This window comes from Gordonia sp. KTR9 (assembly GCF_000143885.2).
In the GTDB taxonomy this organism is placed as follows: Bacteria; Actinomycetota; Actinomycetes; order Mycobacteriales; family Mycobacteriaceae; genus Gordonia.
Window position 1 is genome coordinate 264,746 of the sequence record NC_018581.1, and the last position, 25,549, is coordinate 290,294.

Below are 25,549 nucleotides of genomic sequence, written 5' to 3' on the forward strand. Positions count from 1 at the left end.
CATGAGTGACGGAACCGAGACGGCACATCACAGTGAGATAACGAAGCGTGTCCACGTGTTTGCCGCGTCGACCTGGGGGAAGCAGAAACCCCAGGTCGACGCGGTGCTCGACGAACGGTCAGTAGCCGCTGGAACGCATTGGCGCGGGGTCGTACAGCCCGGAGCGCCGAGCGGTGCCGAGGTCGAGTTCCGCGGCCGGCGCCGGGATGATCTCGGCGAACTTCTGCAGACCGCCCCAGTCGCGACCCCAGTTGTTGCGCAGGTACGTCGGTAGCAGGGTCGGTCGCAGCATCGCCTCGGTGATCCCGAGCGGGCCGCCCGCGGTTCCCGACATCCAGGTCTGGCTGTTCTTCCGGGTGGCCTCGGCGTCGGGCATGATCCGCCACTGAGGCACCTCGAGGACGCCGTTGCGCACCTTCATCGGCTGCTGACATGGGAAGACCATGCCGGGCAGCCAGTCGATGAAGACCGGGTCGGTCTGACCCACGACGTCGTTGAGCGTCGCCAGCGTGCTGACCCGCGGCGGTGTCACCGCCACCCATTCCGACGGTGCGGCCGCGGTGTCGGCCACCTCGACCCGGACGACGGTCGCCCGGGGTGGCGAGTCGGCGAGCGGGAACCGCAGGTTGCGCCACGTCGGGGTCTCGCCGATGTCGATCGGGAACATCCGGCCCAGGGTGCTCACCCGGCCGTCGGCCTCCACGCGGCCGAACTGCATCGTGACCTTCTGCCCGGCGTGGATCACCCCGATCCCGTCGACCGCTTCGACCGAGCCGGCGACCGCCATCGTCAGCAGCGGGGCGTCGTCGGAGCGTTCGGGCAACTGGTACCAGTCCGAGGTCAACGATCCGGTGCCCGACGGCGAGCCGTAGCTGCCGAGTACCGGCGTCTCGGCAGGGTTCAGTCCGAACGGCAGACGCACGGTCGACCCGTTGACGCCCCGGACGCCCTGGCCGCCTTCGGTACCGCCCTGTGCGGACGAGCTGTCGCCGGATTCGTCCGAGCCCGCACCGGTTTGGGCGCTGTTCTGCGAACCGGAGGTACTCGACGACTCGGTGCTCTCGGTCGCATCGACCGACAACCGGTCGGGTACGCCGTTGGGGGTGAAGCCGGAGGCGTCCGGACCTGCCAGTGCGGCAGCGATGTCAGGGGCCGGACGGCCGTCCACGGCCGCGGGCCGCAGGAGCCCGGCGGTGGGGTCGGCCTCCACGAGGACGTCGTTCGCCAGGCCGCACGGGTCGCCGGTGAGCGCACGAGCGTTGGACTTCATCCACGACCACGAATCACGTTGCTCGTAGGCGCCTTTCGCGAAGGAGGCGACCATGAACAGCACCATCAGCCCGGCGACGACCGGTAGCGGTGAGAACTTGAGTTTCGAATACCACTTGTCGCTGCCCCGCGTACGGGTCGTCTCGTCGACGAAGTCGTCGCGGAAGTGGAACCACAGGCCCGCCAGTGCGGTGGCGACCGCGGCGAGGAGGATGAACCAGGCGATGTTGAGGCCGCCCACCGTCGGTGGGCGATCCCACCACGGGACCCCATAACTGCCGACGAACCACCAGCCGTTGGTGCCGGCGAAGGAGATGCCCGTGATCGCGAGCACCGCGGCCGCGAAGAAGCTGCGATTGCGTCGTGACCGCAGCACCGCCGGCGCCATCATCGCGCCCGCTGCGGCGGCGAGACCCGCGGCGATGCCCGCGTACACACCGAAGTGGTGGGTCCACTTGGTCGGCGTGAAGGCGATGAAGAACATGGTGCCGAGGGTCACCGCGACCAGACGCCAGATCGGCGCGCGCGCGACACCGTTCGGATGCTCACGCCGAAGGAGGCGGAGCAGTACGACGAAGAGGCACAGGATCATCGCCAGCACGCCGAAACGTCGTGCGAGCGTGCCGTCGGCGGTCGGCAGGATCAGGTAGTAGTAGCGGATCGGTTCCTGCCACCACTCCAGCGTCGGACCCACGTCGGAGGCGACCTTGTTGCCCGCGATCAGCGGTGCGAGCGGCTGATCGGCGAAGATCTGGAACAGCACGGCCGTGCCGGCCGCCAGGATGGACGCGAGCATCGGCAGCAGCCCGTCGCGGGAGCGACGTGACACCAGTGTCTTGACGATCGGTCGGATTCCGGCGAGCAGCGCGGCGACCGCCATGAGCCCGCCGGGGGCGAGGGCGAGCGTGAAGGCGGCGGTGACCACCGCCACGGCGTAGGGGAGCAGTCGGCGGGTCGCGATCGCGCGCTCCACACAGCACCAGGTGAGCAGTGCGCCGACGGCTTCGGCCGGCTCGGGCCGCAGGCCGTTGTTGAACGGCAGCCAGATCGCGAGGAAGACGAACGCCGCCGACCAGACGGCGGGGGTGCTGTGCCGGACCGCGCGGCCCAGACGCGGGATCACCTCTCGGCTGATCAACCACCAGCCGAGCAGACCGAGAAGGAACGCGGGCAGGCGCATGAACGGTGCCGCGACACTCACATCCGTCATGGCCGAGATCACCTGGAAATGCCAGCCGAACGGATCCTGCGGCACACCGAAGTAGCGGAAGTAGTTGTCGGCGTAGCCGGCGTCTCCGGTGATCCGGCCGACGATGAAGTTGTAACCGTCGTCGGAGGTGTTGGCGCCCGCGAACCACCAGAAGGCGAGAATCGCGAACACCGCGACATCGGGTGGACGGATGGTGAACCATCCCGACGGCAGGAAACGCTTGTGGCTGCGGCCATCCCGCCGATCCAGAACCCCGAGGGCGATCAGCGAGACGATCGTCATGAGGATGCCGAGCACGATCGCGGTGAGCTTCAGCGGGGTGGGGGTGCTGACGTAGCGCGTGTCGATGGTGGCGCGCAGCGACAACCCGTCGCGCGGTGCGTCGGCGGGCAGATCGCTGTAGATGCCGACGATCTGGGGACGCATCTCGTGGTCGGCCAGTGTGAAGCCATGTGAGGCGCCCGAGTCCGCGGCCGGTTCCGGCAGTCCCTCGAATCGCCCGCTCACGCCTTCGCCGTCGGCGCGCATCACGATGCGGCAGTTCGGATTCGACTGTGCGGCGGCGCGATCGGTGTTCAGCAGCGCGACGTTGCGATCGGTGAGCGTCAGCGCATCGGCGCTCGCGCGGACGAACAATCCGCGGGCGCCGGCGTCCTGGCCGCCCTCGGGGATCGTCGACAGCAGAACTCCGCCCTGCTCGGGCAGCCGGGTGGCAAGTGAGCACGGCACCGACATGTCCATGTCGATCGGTACGAAGGACACCAGCGGCGCCGCGACGTTCGAGACCTCGCCGCCCTGCGGCCACTTCAGTTCCGCGGTCGACTGATTGACTGGCAACAGCGGAGTGAGCACCGCGAGGAGGAAGCCGAGCAGACCGGTGACGGTCGCGACGATCTTCGGGTTGACCGTGATCTTCGGGTTGACCGTCGCCAGACGGGAGAAACGGGACTCACTCATCGGATTGGGGCTCCACCCTGATCGAGCCGGTGCGCGACCAGCCCCATTGCGTCGTCTGTGCCGTGTCGATCCGCGCGTCGGATGCGTCGGACACGAGCGGTGTCAGCTTCTCCAGTGCGCCCCAGTCGCGCACCCAGTCGTCCTGCAGGTACGTCGAGACCGCTGCCGCGGAGGTGGTGGCCTCGGAGATGCCCAGCAGCCCGCCGTCGACGCCGGCCTGCCAGGTCTTGGACTGGGAGTTGGTCAGCGGATAGTCGCCCAGGATGCGCCACTGCGGCACCTGGGCGACGCCGTGGGAGACGCCCATCGGCCGCTGGCACGGGAAGTGCGAGGCCACCCCGAAGTCGATGAGCGTGGGTGCCGTCGATCCGACGACCTCCTGCAGCGTCTGCAACCGTGGTGCGCGCGGCGGGGTGATCCCGATGAACTGCTTCTCGCCGAGGTTGTTGTCCTGCAGGGACAATCGCATCACGGTGGCTCGCGGTGGGGCCGCCGACATCGGCACGCGCATGTTGCGCCAGGGCATGTTGAGGATCACGGGTCCGGGATCGATGGGCAGGATGTCTGGGCCGACCTGTTCGAAGGTCCCGTCCGCGCCCGGGCGGCCGAACTGCACCACCATCTTCTGCCCGAAGTTCCGGACGCCGAAGGTGTCGACGGTCGAGACGGCGCCCGCGGTGCTGAACACCAGCAGCGGCGACGCCGCGCGATCGGCGGGCAGGTCGTACCAGCCGGTCGTGAGGCGGGCTTCGCCCGGATATCCGTAGCTGCCCAGGACCGGTGTGGTGGCGGGGTCGAGCCCGTAGGGCAGTTTGGCGGTGGAACCGTTCACGGTTTCCGGCCCGCGTCCGCCGGTGGTCCCGGCGCCCAGGCCGCCGGTGATCGCGAACGGGCGGGCCATGCTCGCCGACACGTTCATCTGCCCGGGGCGCTGGCTCCCCGGCTCGGGCTCGAGGTCGTCGGGAATCCCGTTGGGCGAGAAGCCCACCGGGTTCTCGCCGTGAAGTGCCTGCGTCGCGGTCGCGCCCGCCGCCGGGGTCAGCATGCCGGCGTTGGGATCGAGTTCGACGAGGACGTCGTCGGCGAGCCCACAGCTGTTGCCGCGCAGGGCGTTCAGGTTCTCGGCCAGGGCGGTCGACGCCGGATACCGGGTCACCGCGGCCTTGGCGAACAGCAGCAACTCGACGATCACGAGCAGGCCGGCGATCACCGCCAGTGGTGAGGAGGCGAGGAAGAGTCGCCGACGATCCGCCCGGGTCTCGCCGGGGCCGGTGTCGGCGTGGGCGAGACCGCGATTGGTGACGTAGTCCAACCGCAGGTGCTGCCACACCGCGACCCCGGCCGCGATCACGGCGAGGATCAGGAACAGGGTCGACGCCTGGAAACCGGCGATGACCGGCGCCCGGTCGAACCAGGAGATGCCGTATTCGTAGAGGAACGGCCACGAGTTGTAACCCGCCATCGCCGCCGCCATCGCGAACAGCAACCCGGAGACGAACACAGTCAGGTTCCGTGCGGACCGCGCTGCCGACTGGGCCACGGCCACGGTGGCCACCGCCGCGACCGCCGACGCCAGCCCGGCGAGCACGCCGAACTGGATGGTCCATTTGGTGGGCGTGAACGCGAACAGCAGCAGGGTGACGCCGACGGCACCGATGAGGCGCCATGCCGGTCCCGGATCGACTCCGCGAATTCTCGTGCGGCGCAGCATGACCGCGACCGTCACGAACAGGCCGGCGAGCAGGAGCAGCAGCGGCACCCGACGGGTGAGCGCGCCGTCGTCGGTCACGACGGAGATGAAGTAGTACCTCAGGAACTCCTGGTGCCAGGAGATGACCGGCCCGACCGAGTAGCGCAACTTGATCGCCTCGAGGACGGTCGCCAGGGTCTGATCCCGGAACACCACGATCAGGACGAGCATCCCGGCCGCCGCGATCGGCGCGACTAGGGTCAGCGTCGTCGTCCAGACCGAGCCGTCGAGTTGCTTTCGCCGATCGATGAGGATGTGCAGCAGCGAGCGGGCCGCCACCAGCAGGATGGCCACACCGACGACGCCGTGCGGGGCCAGAGCGAGGGTGAAACCCGCGACGAGCGCGGCGAGTGCCGCCGGAAGGAGTCGTCGGGTCGCGATGGCGTGTTCGGCGGCCCACCAGGTGAGCAGCGAACCCAGGACGATGATCCCCTCACTGCGCAACCCGCTGCAGAACGGCAACCAGAACGCGGTGAACGTCATGGCGGCCGCCCAGATCGCCCATGAACTCCGCCGTACCGCCGGACCCAGGCGCGGCAGGAGCACGCGGCTGAGGACGAACCACGACACGAGCCCGGCGACGAGTTGCGGGATGTGCATCCACAGCACCGATGGCGAGACCGACGACCACACCGCGAGGAAGCTGTAGTACCAGTCGAAGGGCGCCTCGGGGATGCCGTAGAAGCGGTAGTAGTTGGCGAGGTAGCCGAAGCCGTCGGCGGTCCGGCCCATGTTGAGGATGTAACCGTCGTCGGGCGAGCCTGCCCCGAGGACGCTCCAGACCAGCAGGATCGCGGTCACGATCAGGTCGGTGGCCCGGGGTTTCAGCGAATGCCACCAGGACCGGGTCCGTGCGCCGATCCGCCGGTGGTACCCGCCGATGCGGTCGAGCAGTCCCAGTGCGACGACGGCGACGACAACCGACAGCACGGCGAGCACCGTCACCACGATCTTGAGGATCGACGGGGACGACTCGTATCGGTTGTCGATGTCCACCTGCACGCGCAGGCCGTCGGCAGCGGCGGCGCGTGCCTGCTCGGGGCTCAGGTTGCTGAAGATGCCGTCGACCTGCGGACGGCGGTCGGGCGGCAGTGTCGTCGACTCGCCGAGCCCGACGAACTGGGCGCCCGGACCGGTGGGTGCGGAGAAGATGCGCAATTCCCGGCATCGGTCCAGGTCGGCGCGTGCGGCGGTCGCGGCGAGGCTGTTCCGGAAGGTCACGGTGATCGCGGCGTCGGTGGCGGTGACCCACAACGACGACGACTTCGACTTCGGCGCGTTGGTCGGCATCGTCGCGAGGACCACGCCGTCGTCTGCGGACGCCAGCGTCGCGCACGGGATGCGCGCGTCGAGGGTCTGCGGGGTCTGCGCGATGAGTGGCGCCATCACCGACGAACTCTCGGCGCCCAGGTCCTGTCCGACCGGCCATGCGAAACCGGCGTCGACGGCCTTGACCGGCAGTAGTGGGGTGAGGGCGCACAACACGATGCCCGCGATCCCGGCCACTGTCGCGATCCACCGGGCGGTGCCCGCGGAGATCCTGGTCGATGGCCCCGACGACGACGTTTCTGCGGGATCCTCTGGCGAGGTCGGGGCTGGCACAGGCACGGTGCCTCATCGTAAGCGACGTGCCCCGGGCCACCTAGGGCCCACCCCGCAGCCCTGCTCGACAAGGTGCGTGACCGTCGGTACCACTGCTCCCTGAGCTGAGGAGCGCAGGCGGTGCTCCCGCTCCCTGAGGTGCGAGGAGCGATAGCGACGAGCCACGAAGGGTCCCGCACCGCATGACCGCTCAGATCCTTGGCCGCAGGCGGAGGGTACCAGCAACCACCGACAATCGAGAGTGGTCGCTCAAGGGAGGAAAGAGTTGTTGGACAGCATATTTCGAGCTGCCGACTGCCCGTCTTTCGTGTACAGTCGAACGTACATTCGCAACTACGGTTCTCGGGGGTGACCGTCATGGCCGACACGACACATGTCGACGACAATTCGGTGGCGCCGCAACCGCGTGCCGTCGAGCTGATGGCCGAGCTGCGCGCGATTCTCGACGAACTGCAGACCGTCGACCTGGCCCCATGTACCGACGAGGAACTGATCGACGTCGCCTCTGCCACCGAGCGGGCCATCGCGCGAGCCACCTACGCCGGCGACCGGCAAGTCGCCGAAGCCGAGGCTCGCGACCTGCCACGCAAGACCGGGTACCGCACACTCACCCAGTTCATGAACACCGCCTCCGCATCACCAACCCGGTGCGACGGCGCAAGCACCTCAATGCCACCGCCACCCTCACGTGCCTCAACGGCGACCAGCTGGAACCTGAGCATCCGACGCTGGCAGAAGCTTTCGCCGCAGGGACTGTCGGAACCGCACACATCCAGGCCGCCCTCGACGTCCTCGACCACATCCCGAACGCTGTCGACCACGATGTGAAGGTCGCTGCTGAACGTCAGATGGCCGAGATCGCGATCGATCACACGCCTGCCGACATCTCACAGCTCGGTGCGCGGTTGCTCGCGCACCTCGACCCCGACGGCACTCTGGCCGACGACACCGACCAGAAGCGACGCCGCAACCTGTGGATCAGTCGGCAACGCGCCGATGGCACCGCCAAGGTGTCGGGCACCCTGACCCCCGAACTCGTCGCACGTCTGACGATGATGTTCGCAGTCTGGGGCAAGCCCGGACTCAACAACCCAGACGACCCCGCCTCACCGAGCGGACCGGCCGCCACCGCCGACCCCGACGCCCTGGCCATCGCAGCCGACCGCGACCACCGCACCGTCGCCCAGACAAACCACGACGCCCTCGACGCCGCACTGGCCGCCGGTTTCGCCGACGGCGCACTCGGCACGACACACCGTGGCCTGCCCGTGCAGCTGATCATCAAAGCCGACCTCGGCGACCTGATCCGCGAAGCCGGACTCGCGACCACTGCCACCGGAACCCTGCTGCCCATCCGGGACGTCATCGCGCTCGCCGCGGATATGCAGCCCTGGCTGGCGATCTTCAAGAACTCCACCACTGTGCCGCTGCATTTCGGACGCGGTAAACGTCTGGCCACCCGCGAACAGCGCCTCGTCTCCTTCGCCCGCCCCGATGGTGAGGTGTGCTCGGCTCCCGGGTGCGATCAACCCGCCACGCAGGTGGAACTCCATCACGCCCACAAGGACTGGGCCCAGGGTGGTCTCACCGACATCGACGACCTCGCCCCCGCCTGCCCGCGGCACAACCGCATGGTCGGTGACCAGCCCGGCCAGTACACCACCCGGATCGCACGGTCCGGACCCGACGAAGGCCGCTGCGTCTGGCGATTGAACGCCGAACCCGGCGCCCCACCCAACCCCGACCGCCTCAACCGCCGACCCGACATACCCCGGCGGTTCGCGACACATCTGAACACCGTGCGCGACGAGATCCACGGACCACCAACGCGAGGATTTCGCAGGCTCGGTCGCCGGACCCTTCGTGACGCGCCCTCCGCAAGCTCCGGGCGCTCCTCAGGGAGCAGGGCTCCCGCGCCCTCCGCAAGCTCCGGGCGCTCCTCAGGGAGCAGGGCTCCCGCGCCCTCCGCAAGCTCCGGGCGCTCCTCAGGGAGCAGGGGGCCCGGCGACCAGTCGCGCCCCGACGCCATCGGCCACGGCGACCGCGGCCGACGCCTCGAACTCGCCTACCGACAACTCGTCCACCCACCGGCACCGCCGGAGCACCACGCCACCCAACCCCTGACCCCAGTCGAAGCAGCCCTCACACGCATACTCGCTGACCATCGGTGACGCCAGCGCAGCTCGCCTGGCCGACCACCACTACGGCGACCGGTCGTCAGCGCCGTCGAATCGTCAGTGCCGGAGCGGCGCGGGACTCCACAGTCCGCTGCGGGTGGCCGTTCCCGTCTCGATCTCGGCGAGCGTGTCGACGTCGCCGTAGGGCTCGTAGCGTTCGAGGGCGCCCCAGTCCCGTCCGATGTCGGCCATCAGATAGGTGGGCAGCGCCGTCGCCTGCTGCGAGACCTCGATCCATCCGAGCGGGCCACCGCCGAAGCTGTTCTGCCACGCGGACACCGCGGCTGCCAGGTCGGATCCGGGCTTGATGCGCCACTTCGGGATCTCCGCGACGCCGACGTCGTGGGTGAACGGACGCTGGCACGGGAACGCCAGACCCGACGTCCAGTCGATGTGGACCGGGTCGGTGTCGCCGACGACGTCCTGCAGGGTGTCCATCTGCGGGATCCGCGGCGGGGTCAGCACGATGAACCGGTCTTCGGCGAGGTTGTCGTCGGTCGCGACGATCCGCACCGCGGTGGTGTCCGACGGGAGCTCGTCGGTGTTGTACCGGAGGTTGCGCCACGACGGGCGCGGGCCGGGATCGATGAGCTCGGTGTCGCCGGCGGCCTCGAGGTCGGCGTCGCGGGTGTCGGGGCCGATGGGCTCGGCGGTGTACTCGAGCATCACGTTCGGGTTGTCGTACTCGCCTGCCACGGACATCGTGAGCAGCGGGCGGTCCCGCCAGTCCGGCGGCAGTGCGTACCAGCCGGAGGTGAGGCGGGCCGGGACCTGGTCGAGTTTGGAGTAGCTACCCATGACCGGGGTCTCGGCCGGGTCGAGGAAGAAGGGGAGCGCCGCGGTGCTGCCGTTGATCCCGGGTTCGGCGATCTCGCCGCCGCCGGTGCCGCCGGGATTGGAGTTTACGATGTCGGGGGACTGCCAGACGTCTCCCGACAGCACGCCGAGCGAACCCTCGCTGGCCGTCGACTCCAGCGCCGTCGGCACGCCGTTGGGGAAGAACCCCGACGTGGTCGGTGAGGTGCCGGGTGCCGGTGGCGGTCCGCCGAGCGGATTCGGCAGGGTGGGATCGACCGGGCGCAGCATGTCGCGGTTGGGATCGGATTCCACCCAGACCTTGTCGGCCATGCCGCAGGGGTTGCCCGCGACCGCGGCGAAGTTGGAGCGGGGCACCGAGTACGACGAGCTCTGATGGATGCCGGCGAAGATCGCGGTGACGATCTGGAAGACGACGACCGCCAACGCGAGGTAGGCCAGCGGAGCGGCCGCCATCGAGGCACCCAGCCGCCGATACCAGCGCTGGTGCGAGGTGTCGTCGGCAGTGGACTCCTCGACGTGTGGATCGGTCCCGGTGAACGGCTCACGGAAGTGGAACCACAGGGCGACGAGCAGCAGCGCGAGCGCGGCGTAGAGCAGCACGCTGCCGAGCATGACGCCGCCGATCGTGACCTGTTCGACGCCCCACGGCATGCCCCATGCCGAGTAGTAGTAATAGGAGTTCGGGGCGGTGAACGCGAGTCCGCCGATGAAGAGGACGAGTGCGCAGAACAGGGTGCGGTTGCGTCGCGAGTGCATCGACTGCTGACTGGCGGCGATCGCCGCGATCGCGGCGAGTGCGGCGGCGATACCGGCGAAGACACCGAAATGATGGGTCCACTTGGTGGGCGTGAACATGAGGAAGACCAGCGACGCGAACGTGATCGCGACGATGCGGCGCGTCGGGCCGATGGCGGTGCCGGGAATACGGTTCTTGCGGATCAGCACCGCGGCCGAGACGACCAGGCCCAGGATCATCGCCAGCACCGCGAAACGCCTCGCGATCGAACCGTCGGCGGAGAAGGCGAACAGCGCCGAGTAGCGGCCGATCTCGTTGTACCAGCTCATCGACGGCCCCAGCGCCGACTTCATGCTCGACGCCTCGGCGAACGACCGCAGGGTCAGGTTGGAGAACACGACGAAGACGACGAAGGTGCCGGCGGCCAGGATCGGCGCGATCAGCGCGACGAACGACCAGCGGAGCGAGCGCCGGCCGTCGCGGGCGCCGGCGGCCGTCTCCTCGGATGGCGATGCGGCGGAGTTCGACTCGGCGGACGACAGCTCGGCGACGACGCGGGCGCGCTTGATCAGCGCCATGATCATCGGGCGGGCGCCGGCGATCAGCGCAGCCACGGCGAGCAGGCCGGTCGGCCCGGCGGCGAGGCTGAACGCGCCGATGAGACAGGCGACGGCGGCCGGCAGCATGCGACCGGTGGCGATGGCACGTTCGACCGAGCACCAGGTCAGCAGCGCGCCGAGGCAGATGATCGGTTCGGGACGAAGTCCGTTGTTGAAGGGGAACCAGCACGCGAGGAAGGCGAAGGCCGCCGTCCAGGCGACCATCGGCCGGGTCAGCGCAGCGCGGCCGAGGCGTGGAAGCACTTCGTGACTGACGATGAGCCACACCAGGATTCCGCACAGGAGCGCAGGCAGCCGCATCCACGGACTGGCGACCGAGACGTGGCTGAGCAGACCGAAGACCTGGTAGTACCAGCCGAAGGGTGCCTCGGGCGCGCCGTACCACCGGAAGTAGTTGGCGGTGTAGTCGCTGTCCTGCGCCACCCTCGACATGGTCAGTAAGTAGCCGTCGTCGGAGGTGTTGGGCCCGATCATGTGCCACACGATCAGTGCGCCGATGACCACGTAGTCGCGCGCGTTCAGCCGCCACCACCGGGCCGGGAAGATCCTGCGATGGCGGCGGCCGTCGGTGGAGTCGAGCGCTGCCAGTGCCGCAAGCGAGAGCAGCGTCGAGGCCACTCCGACGATGACGACCAGCCACTTCGAGATGGTCGGAGCGGTGTTGTAGCGAGAGTCGATCGTGACGTGGGCGTCGAGCCCTGCGATGTCGGCGGCGGGTCCGGACAGGTCGGTGAAGAGGCCGGTCACCTGGGGGCGCTGGTCGGGCCAGTACTTGAAGGCTTCTTTGTCCTCCGTCGTGCCCGCGAGCGGTTCGTCCTCGCCGTCCTCGTTCTGGGTGCCGCTGGTCATGCCGACGAATTCGGCGGTGACCGCATCGGAGTCGGCGTGCACGACGATCTCGCGGCAACCCTGCTCGCGCATGTCCTGCAGCGTCGCCGACACCAGCGAGACGTTGCGGACCACCACCTCGACGCCTTGCCGGTCCGCGGGAGCGTCAGGGGCGCCGGTCTTGCGGATGAACAGGCCGCGCTCACCGGACTTGGATGCCTGCTTGGGCGTGGTGGAGAGCAGCACCGAGCCGCCGGGCGGCAGGTCGTCGACCGCGCTGCAGGGGATCGACACGTCGAGGTCGACGGGCGTGTAGCCGATCAGCGGGGCGGCGACCGAACCGATCTGCCCGTTCTGGGGCCAGTCGATCTCGGCCGTTCGCTGCGACACCGGCATGAGCGGTGTCGCGAGCGCGAGCAAGAACCCGAGCAGTCCGGTGACGATGGCGACGATCCTCGCTCGTCGAACGGTCTGCGCTGGCACAAAGAGAGATGGTAGACCTTGGGCCGTCTCGCCCCGGCCGGTGGCGGTGCGGGCGCGACCGCGTCTTCACCGGCTCGCCGGGGGGCGCCGACCGGCAGGTCAGGGCCAGTAAGGTGAACGCCATGTCCGACGCCGAGAAGCCAGACCGTTTGCCGATCCTGCTGCTCAACGGTCCCAATCTGAACACCCTCGGCACCCGGGAGCCCGCCGTCTACGGCTCGGACACCCTCGCCGACGTGGTCGATCTGGCCGAGCGCACCGCCGCCGAGCTCGGCTTCGGGGTGCGCGCCGCGCAGACCAACCACGAGGGCCAGATGCTCGACTGGATCCACGAATCGGTCGGCAAGATCAGCGGCATCGTCGTCAACCCCGGCGGCTGGACACACACCTCGGTGGCGCTCGCCGACGCACTCGTCATTCCCGATGTCCCCGTGCTGGAGGTGCACATCAGCAATGTGCACCGACGTGAAGCGTTCCGGCATCACTCCTATGTGTCGCCGATCGCGGCCGGGGTGATCGTCGGTTACGGCATCCGCGGCTACGAGTTCGCGATTCGCCGGCTTGCCGAGCTCGTGGACTGACCACTGACCCCGGCGCCCCGTCGACTGGGCGCCTCTTTCCATCGACCGTGCGCCGTTTCTCGTCGACTGTGCGCCGTTTCTCGTTGACCGGGCGTCGTTCTTCGTCGACTGTGCGTTGTTTTCCGTCGACTGTGCGCGAATTGATCGCGGGCTAGCGGGGGCCGGCCGTTACGGGTCACGCGTCACACGCCCACCATCGATGGACAGGCCCTCACCCGGATGACGGGTGGATGTGTCCATCTGTGGTGGGTGTGTCGCCATGTCAGCTCCGAACCATTGCGCCGTGACGGCTTTAGTGCAACCATAGGGTTGCACTAAACAAATCCGCATCGAGGGAGCACTGATGAGTGAGAACACGGATACACACGACGTGACCGGTTCGGCGGCAGGCGAATTCGACCGAATCGAGCGCGAGATCGCGATCGACGCACCCGCCGAGCGGGTCTGGTCTCTGGTCAGCGAGCCGGGGTGGTTCATCAACGACAAGGCGATCACCGATCACCGGATCGAACGCGACGGCGACCTGTCGACCATCCACGACCCGGTCCACGGCGCCTTCACGTTCCGCACCGTCGAACTCGACGAGCCGCGGTACGCGGCATTCCGCTGGCTGGCCGACGCCGGTGATCCGCAATCGGATTCGACGCTCGTCGAGTTCTGGATCACGCCATCGGATTCCGGTGTTCTCCTCAAGGTCGTGGAGTCCGGCTTCGCGTCGCTGCCGGGAACCGATGCCGAGCGACGCGCTCGATTCGACGGCAACAACGAGGGTTGGACCATCGAACTCGAGCTGGCCCGAACGCATCTCGGCGGCGTGCATGCCTGACGTCGTCCCGGTGGAGGTCTTCGCCGCGCTCTCGGACGAGAGCCGGTGGCAGATCCTCACCAGGCTGGGTTCGGAACCCGCGTCCGCCTCTCGTCTCGCGGCCGAGCTGCCGATCAGCAGGCAGGCGATCGCGAAACACCTTCGCGTCCTCACCGAGGCGGGGCTGGTGACGTCGTCACGCGTCGGCCGCGAGATCCGCTACGAGGCCGTGGGGGCGCAGCTGTCCCGGGTGGCGCATCGGCTCGACACGATCGGCCGTGGCTGGGATCGCCGACTCGCCTACATCAAACTCCGCGCCGAACAGGATTGAGTCAGTCGCCTGAGGTGTGCAGAGCGCGCCTCAGTATCTGAGGCCTGGCGGCCGACGTGGACTACGGAAGAACCTTGGTGAGCGTCCGAATTCTCTGCTTCCTGAGGTACGAGCGAAGCGAGCCACGAAGGGCATCGCAACGTGCCTCACCAGGCCCTTCGAGGCTCGTCGACCTCGACGCGCTCCTTCGTCGCTTGCTCGGCCCGGCGGCTATCGCTCCTCGCACCTCAGGGACCAGGGGTTATGCGGTTCTTTCGGATTAGGGAGCAGGCGGGGGGTCTCCGGCTCTTTCGGATTAGGGAGCGGAGGAGTTGAGCACGTCGTCGATCGCCCGCGCGGTATCGGCGGCGTGTGGCGCGCGGATCATCGAGATGTGGTCGCCCGTGACGTCGTGGAAGGTCACCTCCCCCGACGACATCCGCTGCCACAGGTCCGGGTCGTCGGGATTGGTGCGGGCGCGGATCACGCCGACGGGGCCGTCGTAATCCCGGGGCCGGTAGCGGCGGATCATCCTGGTGCCCAACCGGAAGAACACGACCCATTGCACGGGCGTCGGAAGCTGCACCATCCCCGCGGTGCGGACCAGGACCGCCAGGACGACCTCCTTCACCACCCGCTGGGGGAGTGGTTCTCTCGCGGGAGCGGGATCGTCCCCGGTGCGGTCGGGCAGAGCTGTGTCCTGGGTGTCACCACGCCGGGCCCGCAGGCGATCGAGGATTCCGATCTTCTCGCCACGGACCCGGCGGGCCAGTGCCGGGTCGAACAGCGAGTCCAGGACGACGACGGGATCGCATCTCTCGCCCGCGTCGGTCAACCGTGCCGCGACCTCCATCGCGACGAAACCGCCCAGCGAGTATCCGCCGACCTGGTACGGCCCGTGCGGTTGTACCGATCGGATGTCGGCGATCGCCCGGCGTGCCGCGGCGCGAACGGAATGGTCGGCGCGGCCACGCTTTTCGACGCCACGCGACTGGATGGCGTAGACCGGCCGGTCGGTCTGCAGCGCGCGGACGACCGGGGTGAGGCTCGTCGCGAGGCTGCCGGCTCCGGCAACCAGGAAGATCGGTCGGCCGGTGCCCTTGCGCAACGGGATGAGGGTGGCACCCGACGCGTTCGCCGACCTTTCTCTCGCGGCGGACTCGATGCGCTGGGCGAACTGCGCGATCGTCGGCGCCTCGGCGAGCATCGCGGTGTTCACGTCCAGTTGGAGGTGATGCTGCACCTCGGCCAGCATCTTCGCCGCGGCCAGCGAGTCGCCACCGAGTTCGACGAAATCCTCGTTCCGGCCGATGGATTCGAGACCGAGGATCTGACACCAGAAGCGGTGTAGCGCCATCTCGGTCATGCCGCGGGGCGGCTCGTGGCCGGGACGGGCGGGCGGAGGTGGCAGTGCCGCCCGATCCACCTTGCCGCGTTCGTTGCGCGGGAGTTCGGTGAGGACGACGATGTCACGCGGGATCATCCACGGGGTCAACGTCTTCCCGAGTTCCTGTCGGATCTCGGCCGGCGACGGTGACCATTTTTCCGGGTCCACCGCGACGTGGGCGGTGAGTCGCGCCTCGTCCCGGTTGGCGGTGACGACCGCGTCGGTGGTCCACGCCAGGGCGCGGAGTGCGGCTTCGACCTCGAGCGGTTCGACGAGGTAGCCGCGGATCTTGATCGCGTCGTCACTGCGCCCGAGGAGCGCGAGCTCACCGGACTCGTCGAGTCGTCCCAGATCCCCGGTGCGGTAGCGTGTTCGGCCGTCGGGAAGCCCGCTGAAACGCGCTGCCGTCATCTCGGGATTCCGGTGGTAGCCGGACGAGATGTGGGCGGACTCGACGATGACCTCACCGGTGGTGCCGACGGGCAGGTCATTGTCGTCCGCGTCGACGATGCGGATGTGCTTGTCCGAGGCCGGAACACCCACCGGGATGGCTCCCGGCTCGACCTCGCGGGTGGGCGGGAACAGGTTGAAGGCCAAGTTGCCGACCTCGGATGCGCCTGCCCAGCAACAGAACACCCCGGTCGCGAGGATCGTGTCGCGGGCCTGCTGTACATCGGCACGGTGGGCCGGCTCGCCACACGTGGACAGCAGACGCAGGGAGTCGACGGCGTCGGCGGCCGACAACTCGCCCAGCCACGAGCGCAGCAACGACGGGGTGCAGTGCGCGGTGGTCGCCTGCTCTGCGACGAGCCAGTCCCGCAGGCCGGTCGTGGTACGGCGGCGAACATCCCAGAGCAGCATCGTCGAACCGTTGAGCAGGCTCATCGCGAGCGCATCCAGGCCGCCGCCGAAACTCAGGGGCAGCAGGACGACAGCACGGTCCTCGGGTCGCATGCCGAGGAAGCGACGACCGTCGCGGGCATGGTTGACCGGCATCTTCTGGGAGAGCACAACCCCTTTGGGGGTCCCGGTCGATCCTGAGGTGAACAACAGGACCGCCGGATCGTCCGGGCGGGGTGCAACGACGGTGTCCTGCGGACCAGGGTCGCCGGCATCGGCGGCGTTCAGGAGCTGCGCCCCGGAACGTTCCAGCACGACGTCGAGCCGGTCCGCCGGCAGGAACGGGTCGAGCAGCACGAGGGGGCGCCCCGACGACAGGACGGCGAGCATCGCGATGACCGACTCGATGTCGGATTCGATCTCCACCGCGACGGGTCGGTCGGGATCGGTGGTGGCCACGATCCGGCGGGCGAGCTCGTCGACGCGGGTCGCCGCGTCCGCGAAGGTGATGGACCTCTCCGGGGTCTGAATGGCGATCGCATCGCCCCGCACCGCGGCGACGGCTCGCCAGCGTGCTGCGGCGGTCTGCGTTGCGTCGACACCGGGAAGGTCGGACACACCCGCTCCATCGGTGGGGGTCTCACGGGCTGCGAGAGCGTCTTGGCTGTTCATGTCCTCAAACTTCCGCGGAGGCGGGAGACGTCGACGGTCATGGACGGGCCACGGGAATTCGAGCCCGGGCAACGGTGCCACGCCGCGCGGGACTCGGCCCCTCCTCCGGCCCCGTCAGCTTGCCAGGTAAAGCTACCCTTCGCGACGCTGCGGTGCGCGCTCGGAGCCGCCCGAGCGCGGTCGCAGGTGATCGGAAAGCTCGGATGTAACGTGTTCACTGATCGCCGGAGGGTCTGCAGGACGGACCCGTACGACGGCGATCGGGTTGTCGGATGCGCGCAAGGAGAGATCGACGATGCAGTATGACGAAGTAGTTATGGGGCGTCGCAGCATCCGCGGATTCACTCCCGATCCCGTCCCCCGAGAGCTGATCGAGGAGATCCTCACGCTCGCGATGCGGGCACCGTCGTCGATGAACACACAGCCCTGGAACTTCCACGTGATCACCGGGGAACCCCTGGATCGCATCCGTGCGGGAAACACCGAACGCAATCTCGCCGGCGTGCCTCACTCACGAGAGTTCCGGACCGGCGCGGAGAAGTTCACGGGGACACATCGTGACCGCCAGGTCCAGGTTGCCAAGCAGCTGTTCGGCGCGATGGGCATCGCCCGCGAGGACACGGAGATGCGGCAGGACTGGGTGCTGCGGGGATTCCGTCAGTTCGATGCCCCGGTCTGCGTGATCGTGACCTACGACCGCATCCTGGACGGCAGCGACGACACGCCGTTCGACTGCGGTGCGGTCTCGACCGCCCTGGTCAACGCCGCCTGGTCCCGCGGTCTGGGCGCGGTGATAAACAGTCAGGGCATCATGCAGTCGCCGGTGGTCCGGGAACATGCCGGGATCCCGGACGATCAGGTGATCATGAAGAGCATCGCGCTGGGCTGGCCGGATGACACCTTCCCGGCGAACTCGGTGATCTCCGAGCGGAAGTCGGTCGAGGAGGCCGCCACCTTCGTGGGGTTCGGGCAGTGACCTTTCCGGTCCCTCGAGTCGGCCCGTCGGCCGGCCGCAGTACTCAGCGCGGCAACCGGGTCATTCCGTAGACCCGCTCGACCCGCACTCGCAGGAGCCGCCTCTGTTCGCGCACCATCGCGGCCCGATAGTCGTCCCAGTCCGGGTGGTCCTCATTCCGAAACGCCCGGTACCAGTCGACCAAGAGGTCGACGGTCGGATCGTCCGGTGCCGCCGCGACCGGGCTCAGCGTGCCCGTCCCCTCGGCCACGGCGTATGCCGAGAAGAATCCGTCGCCGAGGACGTGGAGGCTGACCCGGGGATCGCGTTCGACGTTGCGCGATTTGGCCCGGGGCGCGGTGACCGAGATCAAGGCCGATGCCGTCTCCGGTTCCCACAGATGAATGACGTTGGATGACTGCGGTCGGCCGTCGCGCCGGAGCGTGATGAGGATGGACTCCTGATGGTCGGCGACGATGCGCAGGAGATCGGGGTCGAGGTCATCTCGGGGAGAGTTCATGCGGATCGCAACGCCGTGCGAGCCGGAGTCCATACCCGTGAGCTCCACGACGGCTCATCTCGGCGCTGTCGGAATCAGCGCGACAGTGCCTCACGCGCGGCCGCGGCGACTCCGCCGCGATGGATCGGGCCGTGGCCGGGCAGCAGGATGTCGGCGTCGAGCTCGGTGAATCGCTCGACGCTGCGTCGCGCGGTCGGTTCGTCGTGCTGGAAGAGCGACGGGATGCACTGCGGACCGGTGATCGACGAGATCTCGTGCCCGCTCACCAGCGCATCACCGGACACCAGGGCACGGCCGTCGGCGACGAGGTAGGCGCTGTGTCCGTCGGTGTGACCGGGACTCGCGACGGGGACCGGCGCACCCGGGAGCTCGAGCGGTCGCAGCTCATCGGTGGCGCCGCCGACGGGGAACCCCGACGCCTGCGCGAGGCCCGCACGACTGAGGACACCGAGAGGTGTGGTCTTGGCGAGCCACGCCCACAGTCGCGGATTCGCGACCTGCGGGGCGAGATCGAGTGCATTGGCCTGCTGGAGGTGATGGCGCAGTGCGTGATCCACCTCGACGGGGTCCATGTAGACGTCGAACCCGTACCGCGCCTGCAGCTTCACGAGGCCACCGAGGTGGTCGACGTGGGCGTGGGTGAGCAACGCACCGCGCACATCCTCGGGCTTGCGGCCGATCCGTTCGATCGATTCGACGACCTGACCGGCCTGGCCCGGGTAGCCACCGTCGATGAGCGTCAGTTCGCCGTCCTCTTCCAGGAGGATCCAGTTCACGACATCGGTGGAGACGAAATGCGTTGTCGACGAGTCGCCGTCGACCTGGGTGATCGTCATCGGACGCGAGGTGCGGAACGGTGGTCGCATCGCGGTCACTTCCGGACGACGAGGACGAACGGGCCGCGCTCGGTGACCTCGAAGCGCGGGTCGTCGAAGACCGCCGGATCGAAGGTGACCGTGTAGCGCTTCACGTTCGGGTCGTTGGGATAGACGTCCTCGGCGAGGCGGAGCGTGTAACCGTCTGCGCTGTACCGGAACAGGAAGACATTCGGCGGGGTCCACGGCGAGCGGTCGAGAGCATCGACGAGTTGGTCGGCGTTCTCGCTCTCCGCCCACCGCGCGATGGCGGTTGCGCGTTTGTCGAATTCGGCCAGTGGGTTCGCGTAGTGCGAGGTGAGTCCCTGGAAACCCCAGTAGGGGTAGATCGACAAGAAGCCGAAGTCGGCGGTGAGGACCACGTTGTCGGTGCGCGGCCTGCCGGTCTGCTCACCGATCAGCTTGTCCAGCTCCGCGAAGTACGATTCGGCTCCCGCCGGGCGAGCATCCGCGCGTTCGCCGTACCCGTCGGTGTCGGTGTAGGCGGTGGTGATCTCGGTGGCCAGATGGCCCGGGATGCTCTGTGCCATCGCGATGGCCGAGAGGACGGCGAGCGCACCCACGACCACGCGAACGTCGCCGAATCGGCGCACCGCCCAGTGCGCGAGATCGACGACGCCGAAGACGCCGGCCGCGCTCAACGTGGCCACCAGGATGGGTTCGAGACGGAACGAGAGCAGGGTGGTTCCCAACGCGGTCATCAGCATCGACAGCAGGCAGAACACGTAGACCGTCAGCACGGTGACGCCCATCGCCAGGGCGACGGTGCGGGTGCGGAAGCGCAGCAGGATCCACAGGAGACCGATCATCGTGATGGCGCCGACGAGGTTCAGGCCGAACATCGGCAGCGGCAACACCGAACCGCGTTCGGGCAGATAGTGTTCAGCGGTCCCGCCGCTGGCCGGGGTGTTGGTCAGACGTGCCCACAGGTAGGGCGCCCAGACCAGCAGGGCGATAAGGCCGGAGATGACCGCGACGGCGACGAGGCGCCCGGTCACCGCGACCACGACGCCACGCCGTCGGCTCCGGATGGCTGCCGACGACGTGGCCTTGTTCGACGCGCCCAGCCATCCCTGCACGGCGAAGTAGCCGGCCAGGAGGACGGCGGTCAGGGCGAACAGTCCGGTGTAGAGGGTGTAGGTCGCGGCCGAGATCCCCAGGAACACCCCGGACGCTGCCACCGCGGGCCAACTCGTCGTGCCGAAGAGCGGGCCCACCGGGCCGTCGGCGGCTCGGGTTCGTCCGCGCAGGGCGTAGGTCAGTGTGATCAGCATCGGCACGCCGATCAGCACCAGGATCGCCGCGTAGGGCTCCGGCGAGGCGTACAGCAGTGTGACGGTCGTGACCGCGAGTCCGAGGGCGACACCGCGATCCGCGCCGAACATCCGGATGAACAGGATGACGCCGACGGCCGCCGCGACCGCCATCGACACGATCGCCCACGTCTTGTAGGCCTCCCAACCGGGCTGACCGAGCAGGTTGGCGAAGCGTCCACCCCACCAGAACCAACCGGCCGGGTAATACGGCGGCAGCTCGGTATAGGTCATGTCCGCCAGGTGGGGGCTCGACGTCATCCGCGTCAGATACTCGGTGCGGAACTCCTGATCGACCGACAACCCGAAGAGGTAGAGACGTGTTGCGCCCAGCGGCATCCCGATGGTCACGGTGACGAACCCCGACATCGCGGCCGCGGACAGCACCGGCACCAGCAGGCGCCCCTTGCCGTACCGGTAGAGGAGCGCGGCCACGACCAGGATGGCGATGGCCAGCACCTGTCCGGCCGTCGTCAGCGACCGGGTGACGTTCGACGAGTTGAACGCCGGCCACTCGACGGTTCCGATGGCCGCCAGCCCCGCCATCGACACCGCGCCGCCGACCACCACGGCGATCACCAGGGACAGTGCTGCCCGCCCGTAGTCGGACGCGCCTCCCCCTGTTCCCTTGGGCGCGGTGGGCGTGCCTCCTTCCGCTCCCTGAGTTGCGGTGGACGTGCCCCCTTCCGCTCCCTGAGGTGCGGTGGGCGACTCTCCTCCTGCTCCCTGAGGTGCGGTGGACGTGCCCCCTTCCGCTCCCTGAGGAGTCCCGGAGCTTGCGGAGGGACGTCTCGAAGGGTCAGGTCGGTTCATCACGTCCCACTCAGACTCGGCGATTCAGCGATCAGATCGGCAGCTTGCGGAAGATCGGCCGCGGGATGTGGCGGAGCACCATCATGATGTAGCGGAACGGTCCCGGCACCCAGACGATCTCCTTGCCCTTGGTGGCCGCGGCCACCGCCAGGCGACCCACGTCTTCCTTCTCGACCGTGAGTGGCGCTTCCTTGACGTGCGCCGACAACCGGGTGCGCACCTGACCCGGACGGATGACGAGGACTCGAGCGCCGAAGGGGCGCAGTGCTTCTCCGAGTCCGAGGTAGAACCCGTCGAGTCCGGCCTTGGTGGAGCCGTAGACGAAGTTGCTGCGACGGACACGCTCACCGGCGACCGAACTCATCGCGATGATCTGACCGTGACCCTGGGCCTTCATCTTCTCGCCGAGCAGCACACCTACGGAAACCGCGGCGGTGTAGTTGATCTCGGCTTCGGCGACGGCGAGGCCGTGGTCCTGCCAGGCCTGTTCGTCGTCGCCCTGGATGCCGAAGGCGACGATCGCGACGTCGACGTCACCGTCGGCGAACGCCTTGTCGATGACCGCCCGGTGAGTGTCGGTGGCACGGGCGTCGAAGTCGATCTGGGTGACCTCCGTGGCGCCGGCGTCCTTGGCCTTCTGGACGGCGGCAGCGGCGGTGGGGTCACCCGGAAGGGTGGCGAGGATGACCCGCGCCGGGCCCTTGCTGAGGTATTCGGCGGTGATGGCGAGCCCGATCTCGGAGCTGCCTCCCAGGACCAGGATGGACTGTGGGACGCCCACGGCGTTGATCATGTGTGTACTCGCTTTCGGTGACGTACAGGTCGGTTGCGCGTGAGCGCGTCGGAAACTGGGTGCGTCGAGAATGTCCGTCGCTCAGGCGAGTTCGAGTCGCCGGCCCATGTCCGACATGAACACCCGGTTGGGGTCGACGCGGCGACGGGTCGCGATCCAGTCGTCGATCTCCGGGTACATGGCGTGGAAGCTCTCGGCCGACGTACGCGAGTCCTTGGCGGTGTAGAGGCGGCCGCCCATCGCCATGACGCGGCGGTCGAGGTCGTTGAGGAACTCGGCGAGACCGGCCTTGACGGGGAAGTCGAGGCAGACGTTCCAGCCCTTGAACGGGAAGCTCAGCGGTGCCCGGTTGCCGTCGCCGAAGAGCTTGATGACGTTGAGGAAGCTGACGTGCCCGGACGCCTGGATGTGCTCGATGAGTGCGGTGAACTCACCCTCGTTACCGGTGGGCACGATGAACTGGTACTGGCAGAAGCCGCCCCCGCGTCCATAGGCGTTGTTCCAGTCACCGAACACGTCGAGCATGTGGTAGAACTGCGCGAGATTCTTGACCTTGCCCTCGCTGGGCGGTCCGATCCGGTAGTAGGCCTCGCCGACCGCGGAGAACGAGAGCTTGTTCGCGAGCCCGCGCGGGAAGATGTCCGGGAACCGGACCAGCGGCTTGTTGTTGAACGACAGTGGGTTGTCCCGGTACTTCTCCGGTAGTTCGTCGACACGGGCGAGGTTGCCTCGCGAGAAGGTGCCGCGGCCGAGTTTCGGGGGTCCGCTGATGGTGTCGAACCAGCCCGAGGCGTACTCGTACCCGTCCTCGAAGCCGTCCTGGAGGTGCAGGTCGAGGGTTTCCTGCAGCGAGCCGGTGCGCGCCGTGTCGGCGATGAAGTACGCGCTCTCGGTGCGCTTCATCTGGATCTTCGCGCGCAGCACGATGCCGGTCAGTCCGATGCCGCCGATGGTCGCCCAGAAGAGTTCGCCGGCCGGGTCGTCGGCCGACCCGCCCGGGGTGAGGGTGAGGATCCGGCCGTCCGCGACGAGGAGCTGCATCTCGAGGACGTGGTTGCCGAAGCTGCCCTGGCTGTGGTGGTTCTTGCCGTGGATGTCGTGCGCGATCGCGCCGCCCACCGTCACCTGCCGGGTGCCCGGGAGCACCGGGACCCACAGGCCGTGCGGGAGTGCCGCCTGCATGAGCGTGTCCAGCGATACGCCGGCGTCGACGTCGACCGTGGCCGACTCGTTGTCGATCGCATAGATCCTGGTCAGCGGGGTCATGTCGACCGTGAGTCCGCCGCTGTTCTGGCCCGACTCGTTGTAGGAGCGTCCGAGCCCGCGGGCGATGACGCCGCGTTTGAGGTAATCCGGCTTGTCCGCGTTGTCGTCGGCCACCCGGGCGACCGCCTCGGCGATGACCTCGGGGTACGGCGTGGACAGGACGTGACCCTCGATCGGGGTGGTGCGAGACCAGCCCACCAGCTTGCGGGTCGTGATCGGCAGCAACTCTTCAGTAGACATCGCTAAAGAGGGTACCTGGGTGACCGACCTGCACGGACCGTCCGTCCCGAGCCGAGCTGCCGCTCCGTGACCGCAGCGGCCCGGTGAATCCGTTCGACCGGTGGTCCCCTGACGAGGGTGACGTCGCTGTCTTGCGTCAAGCCCACGTCGTCAGGGCTACAACGATCGCGGCCATCGCGATGACATAGGTCACGGCCCACCAGAGGTCGCGGCCGGGTGTTGGTTGCGGCGGATGAGGGACGGTGGAGTGCTGGGTCATGTCTCGGGCGTGAACGAGTTCGTGTCGGGCGGGGTGCGTGGCGCTGGGTGTGATCTCACGAGGCCGGAGCGGCTCGGTGCACTCGAGTTCGGCCGGCGAGGGGCCTGGTCGATTGCCCGGCCGGGGGGCGTGCGCGCGCGATGTCGGATGGCGTCATCACCTGTGTCCACCACCTCTGCAGCGGGCTCGGGTCGGGCCAGATGATCGTCTCGTCTGCAGTGGGCACGGGGAGCTCCTTTCGGTGAGAGGTGGTCTGCGTGTGCACAATGCGACTGATTCATGAATAGCACCGCCGGCGGGTGGTTCGCCACCTGTTGCCCTCGGGTCATTCGGCCGAGACATGGTGCGCCAGTCCAACACTCGGAGATCGGGTGCCGAGGCCGGTCGCAGAGGTCGGTGCGGGGTTGCTCGCGGTGTCCGGGTGTCAGAGCGGTCGTCGGTTCGGCCGCCGGGTCCATGCCATCGTCGAACGAACCATTGACTGATGGCACTATCCGTGGTGGCATGCATCACAGGGTCGAAGCCCGGCGTACGACGAGGAGTCCGAATGGAAGCAGCACTCAACGATGTGACCCGCCCCGATGATGGGGTCGATGAGGTCGCTGTGCGCCTCCTGGCGTCCGCGACGCGGCTGTCGCGTAACGCGATGACCGAGATCGACTGGGACGAGCCGCTCGATCCGGAGAAGTACGGCTGCAGTCCGGAATGGTCGACGCTCTATGGAACCGCGTACTGGGACGAGATGACCGAGCAGCAGCGGATTCGCCTCACCCGCCACGAGACCGCGTCGATCATGAGCATCGGTATCTGGTTCGAGATGATGCTGCAGGAAATGGTGATCCGCGACCAGTACCTCGGTGACTATCACCGCCCGGAGTTCCAGTTCGCCCTGACCGAGGTCGCCGATGAATGCCGGCACTCGATCATGTTCGCGAAGACCTCACACAAGCTGACGGGTACCAGTTACACGCCGCACCCACGTCTGGGTCGTTTCGGCAAGCTGTTCATGCGGGTGGCCGGCGGTGAGATCGCCTACGCCGGAATCCTTGCCGCCGAGGAGGTCCTGGACGTGTTGCAACGCGGGTGCATGCGCGACGACCGGGTACTGCCGCTCGTGCGCACCGTCAACGAGATCCATGTTCTCGAAGAGTCGCGGCACATGCGGTTCGCCCGCGAGGAGGTCCGGCACTCCATGCGTGAGGCGAGTTGGATTCGGCGGCAGCTCAGTTCGGTGATCACCGCGATGGCGGTGTCGTACATCCTCGTGAGTCTCGTCCGCCCGCAGGCCTATGCCGACGCCGGATTGGACCATCGTCGCGCCGTCGGCGAGATGCGCCGCAACCACCATTTCCAGTCGATGGTGCGTTCGGGTTGTGCACACCTGATGGGCTTTCTCGACGACGTCGGTCTGCTCACCCGGCCCGCTGCGCGGATCTATCGCAAGGTCCACATGCTCTGACGGCTCGGCG

15 protein-coding genes and 1 pseudogene are annotated in these 25,549 nt (G+C 68.2%); 6 read left to right on the plus strand and 10 right to left on the minus strand.

Annotation, left to right across the window (positions count from 1 at the left end; all coding sequences use genetic code 11):
• Window positions 1–118: 118 nt before the first annotated feature.
• Both KTR9_RS01950 and KTR9_RS01955 read right to left on the minus strand, forming a co-directional pair.
• On the minus strand, window positions 119–3,436 hold the full coding sequence (locus tag KTR9_RS01950) for an arabinosyltransferase domain-containing protein (protein ID WP_014924982.1): 3,318 nt from the start codon (window positions 3,434–3,436) through the stop codon (window positions 119–121).
• Window positions 3,429–6,794 (minus strand): arabinosyltransferase domain-containing protein, encoded by a 3,366-nt coding sequence (locus KTR9_RS01955; RefSeq protein ID WP_193363216.1) that lies wholly within the window; start codon window positions 6,792–6,794, stop codon window positions 3,429–3,431. Before KTR9_RS01955 ends, KTR9_RS01950 begins: the two co-directional genes overlap by 8 nt.
• A 351-nt stretch (window positions 6,795–7,145) precedes the next feature.
• Between KTR9_RS01955 and KTR9_RS01960 the strand changes: the two are divergent.
• Window positions 7,146–8,959, plus strand: a pseudogene (locus tag KTR9_RS01960) (DUF222 domain-containing protein).
• A gap of 63 nt (window positions 8,960–9,022) precedes the next feature.
• On the opposite strand, the gene KTR9_RS01965 reads toward KTR9_RS01960, so the two are convergent.
• Complete coding sequence (locus tag KTR9_RS01965) at window positions 9,023–12,451, minus strand: arabinosyltransferase domain-containing protein (protein ID WP_014924984.1); 3,429 nt, start codon at window positions 12,449–12,451, stop codon at window positions 9,023–9,025.
• Window positions 12,452–12,573: 122 nt separating this feature from the next.
• Here KTR9_RS01965 and aroQ point away from each other — a divergent pair, with 122 nt between their 5' ends.
• The 3 genes from aroQ (at window position 12,574) to KTR9_RS01980 (ending at window position 14,168) form a co-directional block, all read left to right on the plus strand.
• The gene (gene aroQ / locus KTR9_RS01970) at window positions 12,574–13,032 is read left to right on the plus strand and encodes a type II 3-dehydroquinate dehydratase (RefSeq protein WP_014924985.1); all 459 of its coding nucleotides are present in this window, start codon (window positions 12,574–12,576) and stop codon (window positions 13,030–13,032) included.
• A 343-nt stretch (window positions 13,033–13,375) separates the two neighbouring features.
• Window positions 13,376–13,858, plus strand: a complete 483-nt coding sequence (locus KTR9_RS01975) for an SRPBCC domain-containing protein (RefSeq protein WP_014924986.1) — start codon at window positions 13,376–13,378, stop codon at window positions 13,856–13,858.
• Window positions 13,851–14,168 (plus strand): ArsR/SmtB family transcription factor, encoded by a 318-nt coding sequence (locus KTR9_RS01980; protein WP_014924987.1) that lies wholly within the window; start codon window positions 13,851–13,853, stop codon window positions 14,166–14,168. The genes KTR9_RS01975 and KTR9_RS01980 overlap by 8 nt, the downstream gene beginning before the upstream one ends.
• A 295-nt stretch (window positions 14,169–14,463) precedes the next feature.
• Here KTR9_RS01980 and KTR9_RS01985 read toward each other — a convergent pair whose 3' ends face one another.
• Entirely contained in the window at window positions 14,464–17,046 is a 2,583-nt protein-coding gene (locus tag KTR9_RS01985) for an alpha/beta fold hydrolase (RefSeq protein ID WP_049942556.1), read from the minus strand.
• Between the two features lie 295 nt (window positions 17,047–17,341).
• Here KTR9_RS01985 and KTR9_RS01990 point away from each other — a divergent pair, with 295 nt between their 5' ends.
• On the plus strand, window positions 17,342–18,022 hold the full coding sequence (locus KTR9_RS01990) for a nitroreductase (RefSeq protein ID WP_014924989.1): 681 nt from the start codon (window positions 17,342–17,344) through the stop codon (window positions 18,020–18,022).
• A gap of 43 nt (window positions 18,023–18,065) precedes the next feature.
• Here the strand turns inward: KTR9_RS01990 and KTR9_RS01995 are convergent, their stop codons facing one another.
• The 6 genes from KTR9_RS01995 to KTR9_RS28115 form a co-directional block, all read right to left on the minus strand.
• Window positions 18,066–18,521 carry a TIGR03618 family F420-dependent PPOX class oxidoreductase gene (locus KTR9_RS01995; protein ID WP_044507507.1) on the minus strand — a complete coding sequence of 152 codons (456 nt, stop codon included), beginning with the start codon at window positions 18,519–18,521 and terminating at the stop codon, window positions 18,066–18,068.
• Between the two features lie 74 nt (window positions 18,522–18,595).
• Window positions 18,596–19,387: an MBL fold metallo-hydrolase gene (locus tag KTR9_RS02000; RefSeq protein WP_014924991.1), complete on the minus strand. Its 792-nt coding sequence runs from the start codon at window positions 19,385–19,387 to the stop codon at window positions 18,596–18,598.
• A gap of 5 nt (window positions 19,388–19,392) precedes the next feature.
• Complete coding sequence (locus KTR9_RS02005) at window positions 19,393–21,522, minus strand: arabinofuranosyltransferase (RefSeq protein ID WP_443134913.1); 2,130 nt, start codon at window positions 21,520–21,522, stop codon at window positions 19,393–19,395.
• 31 nt (window positions 21,523–21,553) lie between these two features.
• A complete protein-coding gene (locus KTR9_RS02015; RefSeq protein ID WP_014924993.1) occupies window positions 21,554–22,315 on the minus strand; it encodes a decaprenylphospho-beta-D-erythro-pentofuranosid-2-ulose 2-reductase in 762 nt (253 codons plus the stop codon).
• 81 nt (window positions 22,316–22,396) lie between these two features.
• The gene (locus KTR9_RS02020) at window positions 22,397–23,821 is read right to left on the minus strand and encodes an FAD-binding oxidoreductase (protein ID WP_044505671.1); all 1,425 of its coding nucleotides are present in this window, start codon (window positions 23,819–23,821) and stop codon (window positions 22,397–22,399) included.
• Window positions 23,822–23,957: 136 nt separating this feature from the next.
• Window positions 23,958–24,080: a hypothetical protein gene (locus tag KTR9_RS28115; RefSeq protein ID WP_269432852.1), complete on the minus strand. Its 123-nt coding sequence runs from the start codon at window positions 24,078–24,080 to the stop codon at window positions 23,958–23,960.
• A 547-nt stretch (window positions 24,081–24,627) separates the two neighbouring features.
• Between KTR9_RS28115 and KTR9_RS02025 the strand changes: the two genes are divergently transcribed.
• The gene (locus tag KTR9_RS02025) at window positions 24,628–25,539 is read left to right on the plus strand and encodes an AurF N-oxygenase family protein (RefSeq protein WP_014924995.1); all 912 of its coding nucleotides are present in this window, start codon (window positions 24,628–24,630) and stop codon (window positions 25,537–25,539) included.
• The last annotated feature ends 10 nt before the right edge of the window (window positions 25,540–25,549 follow it).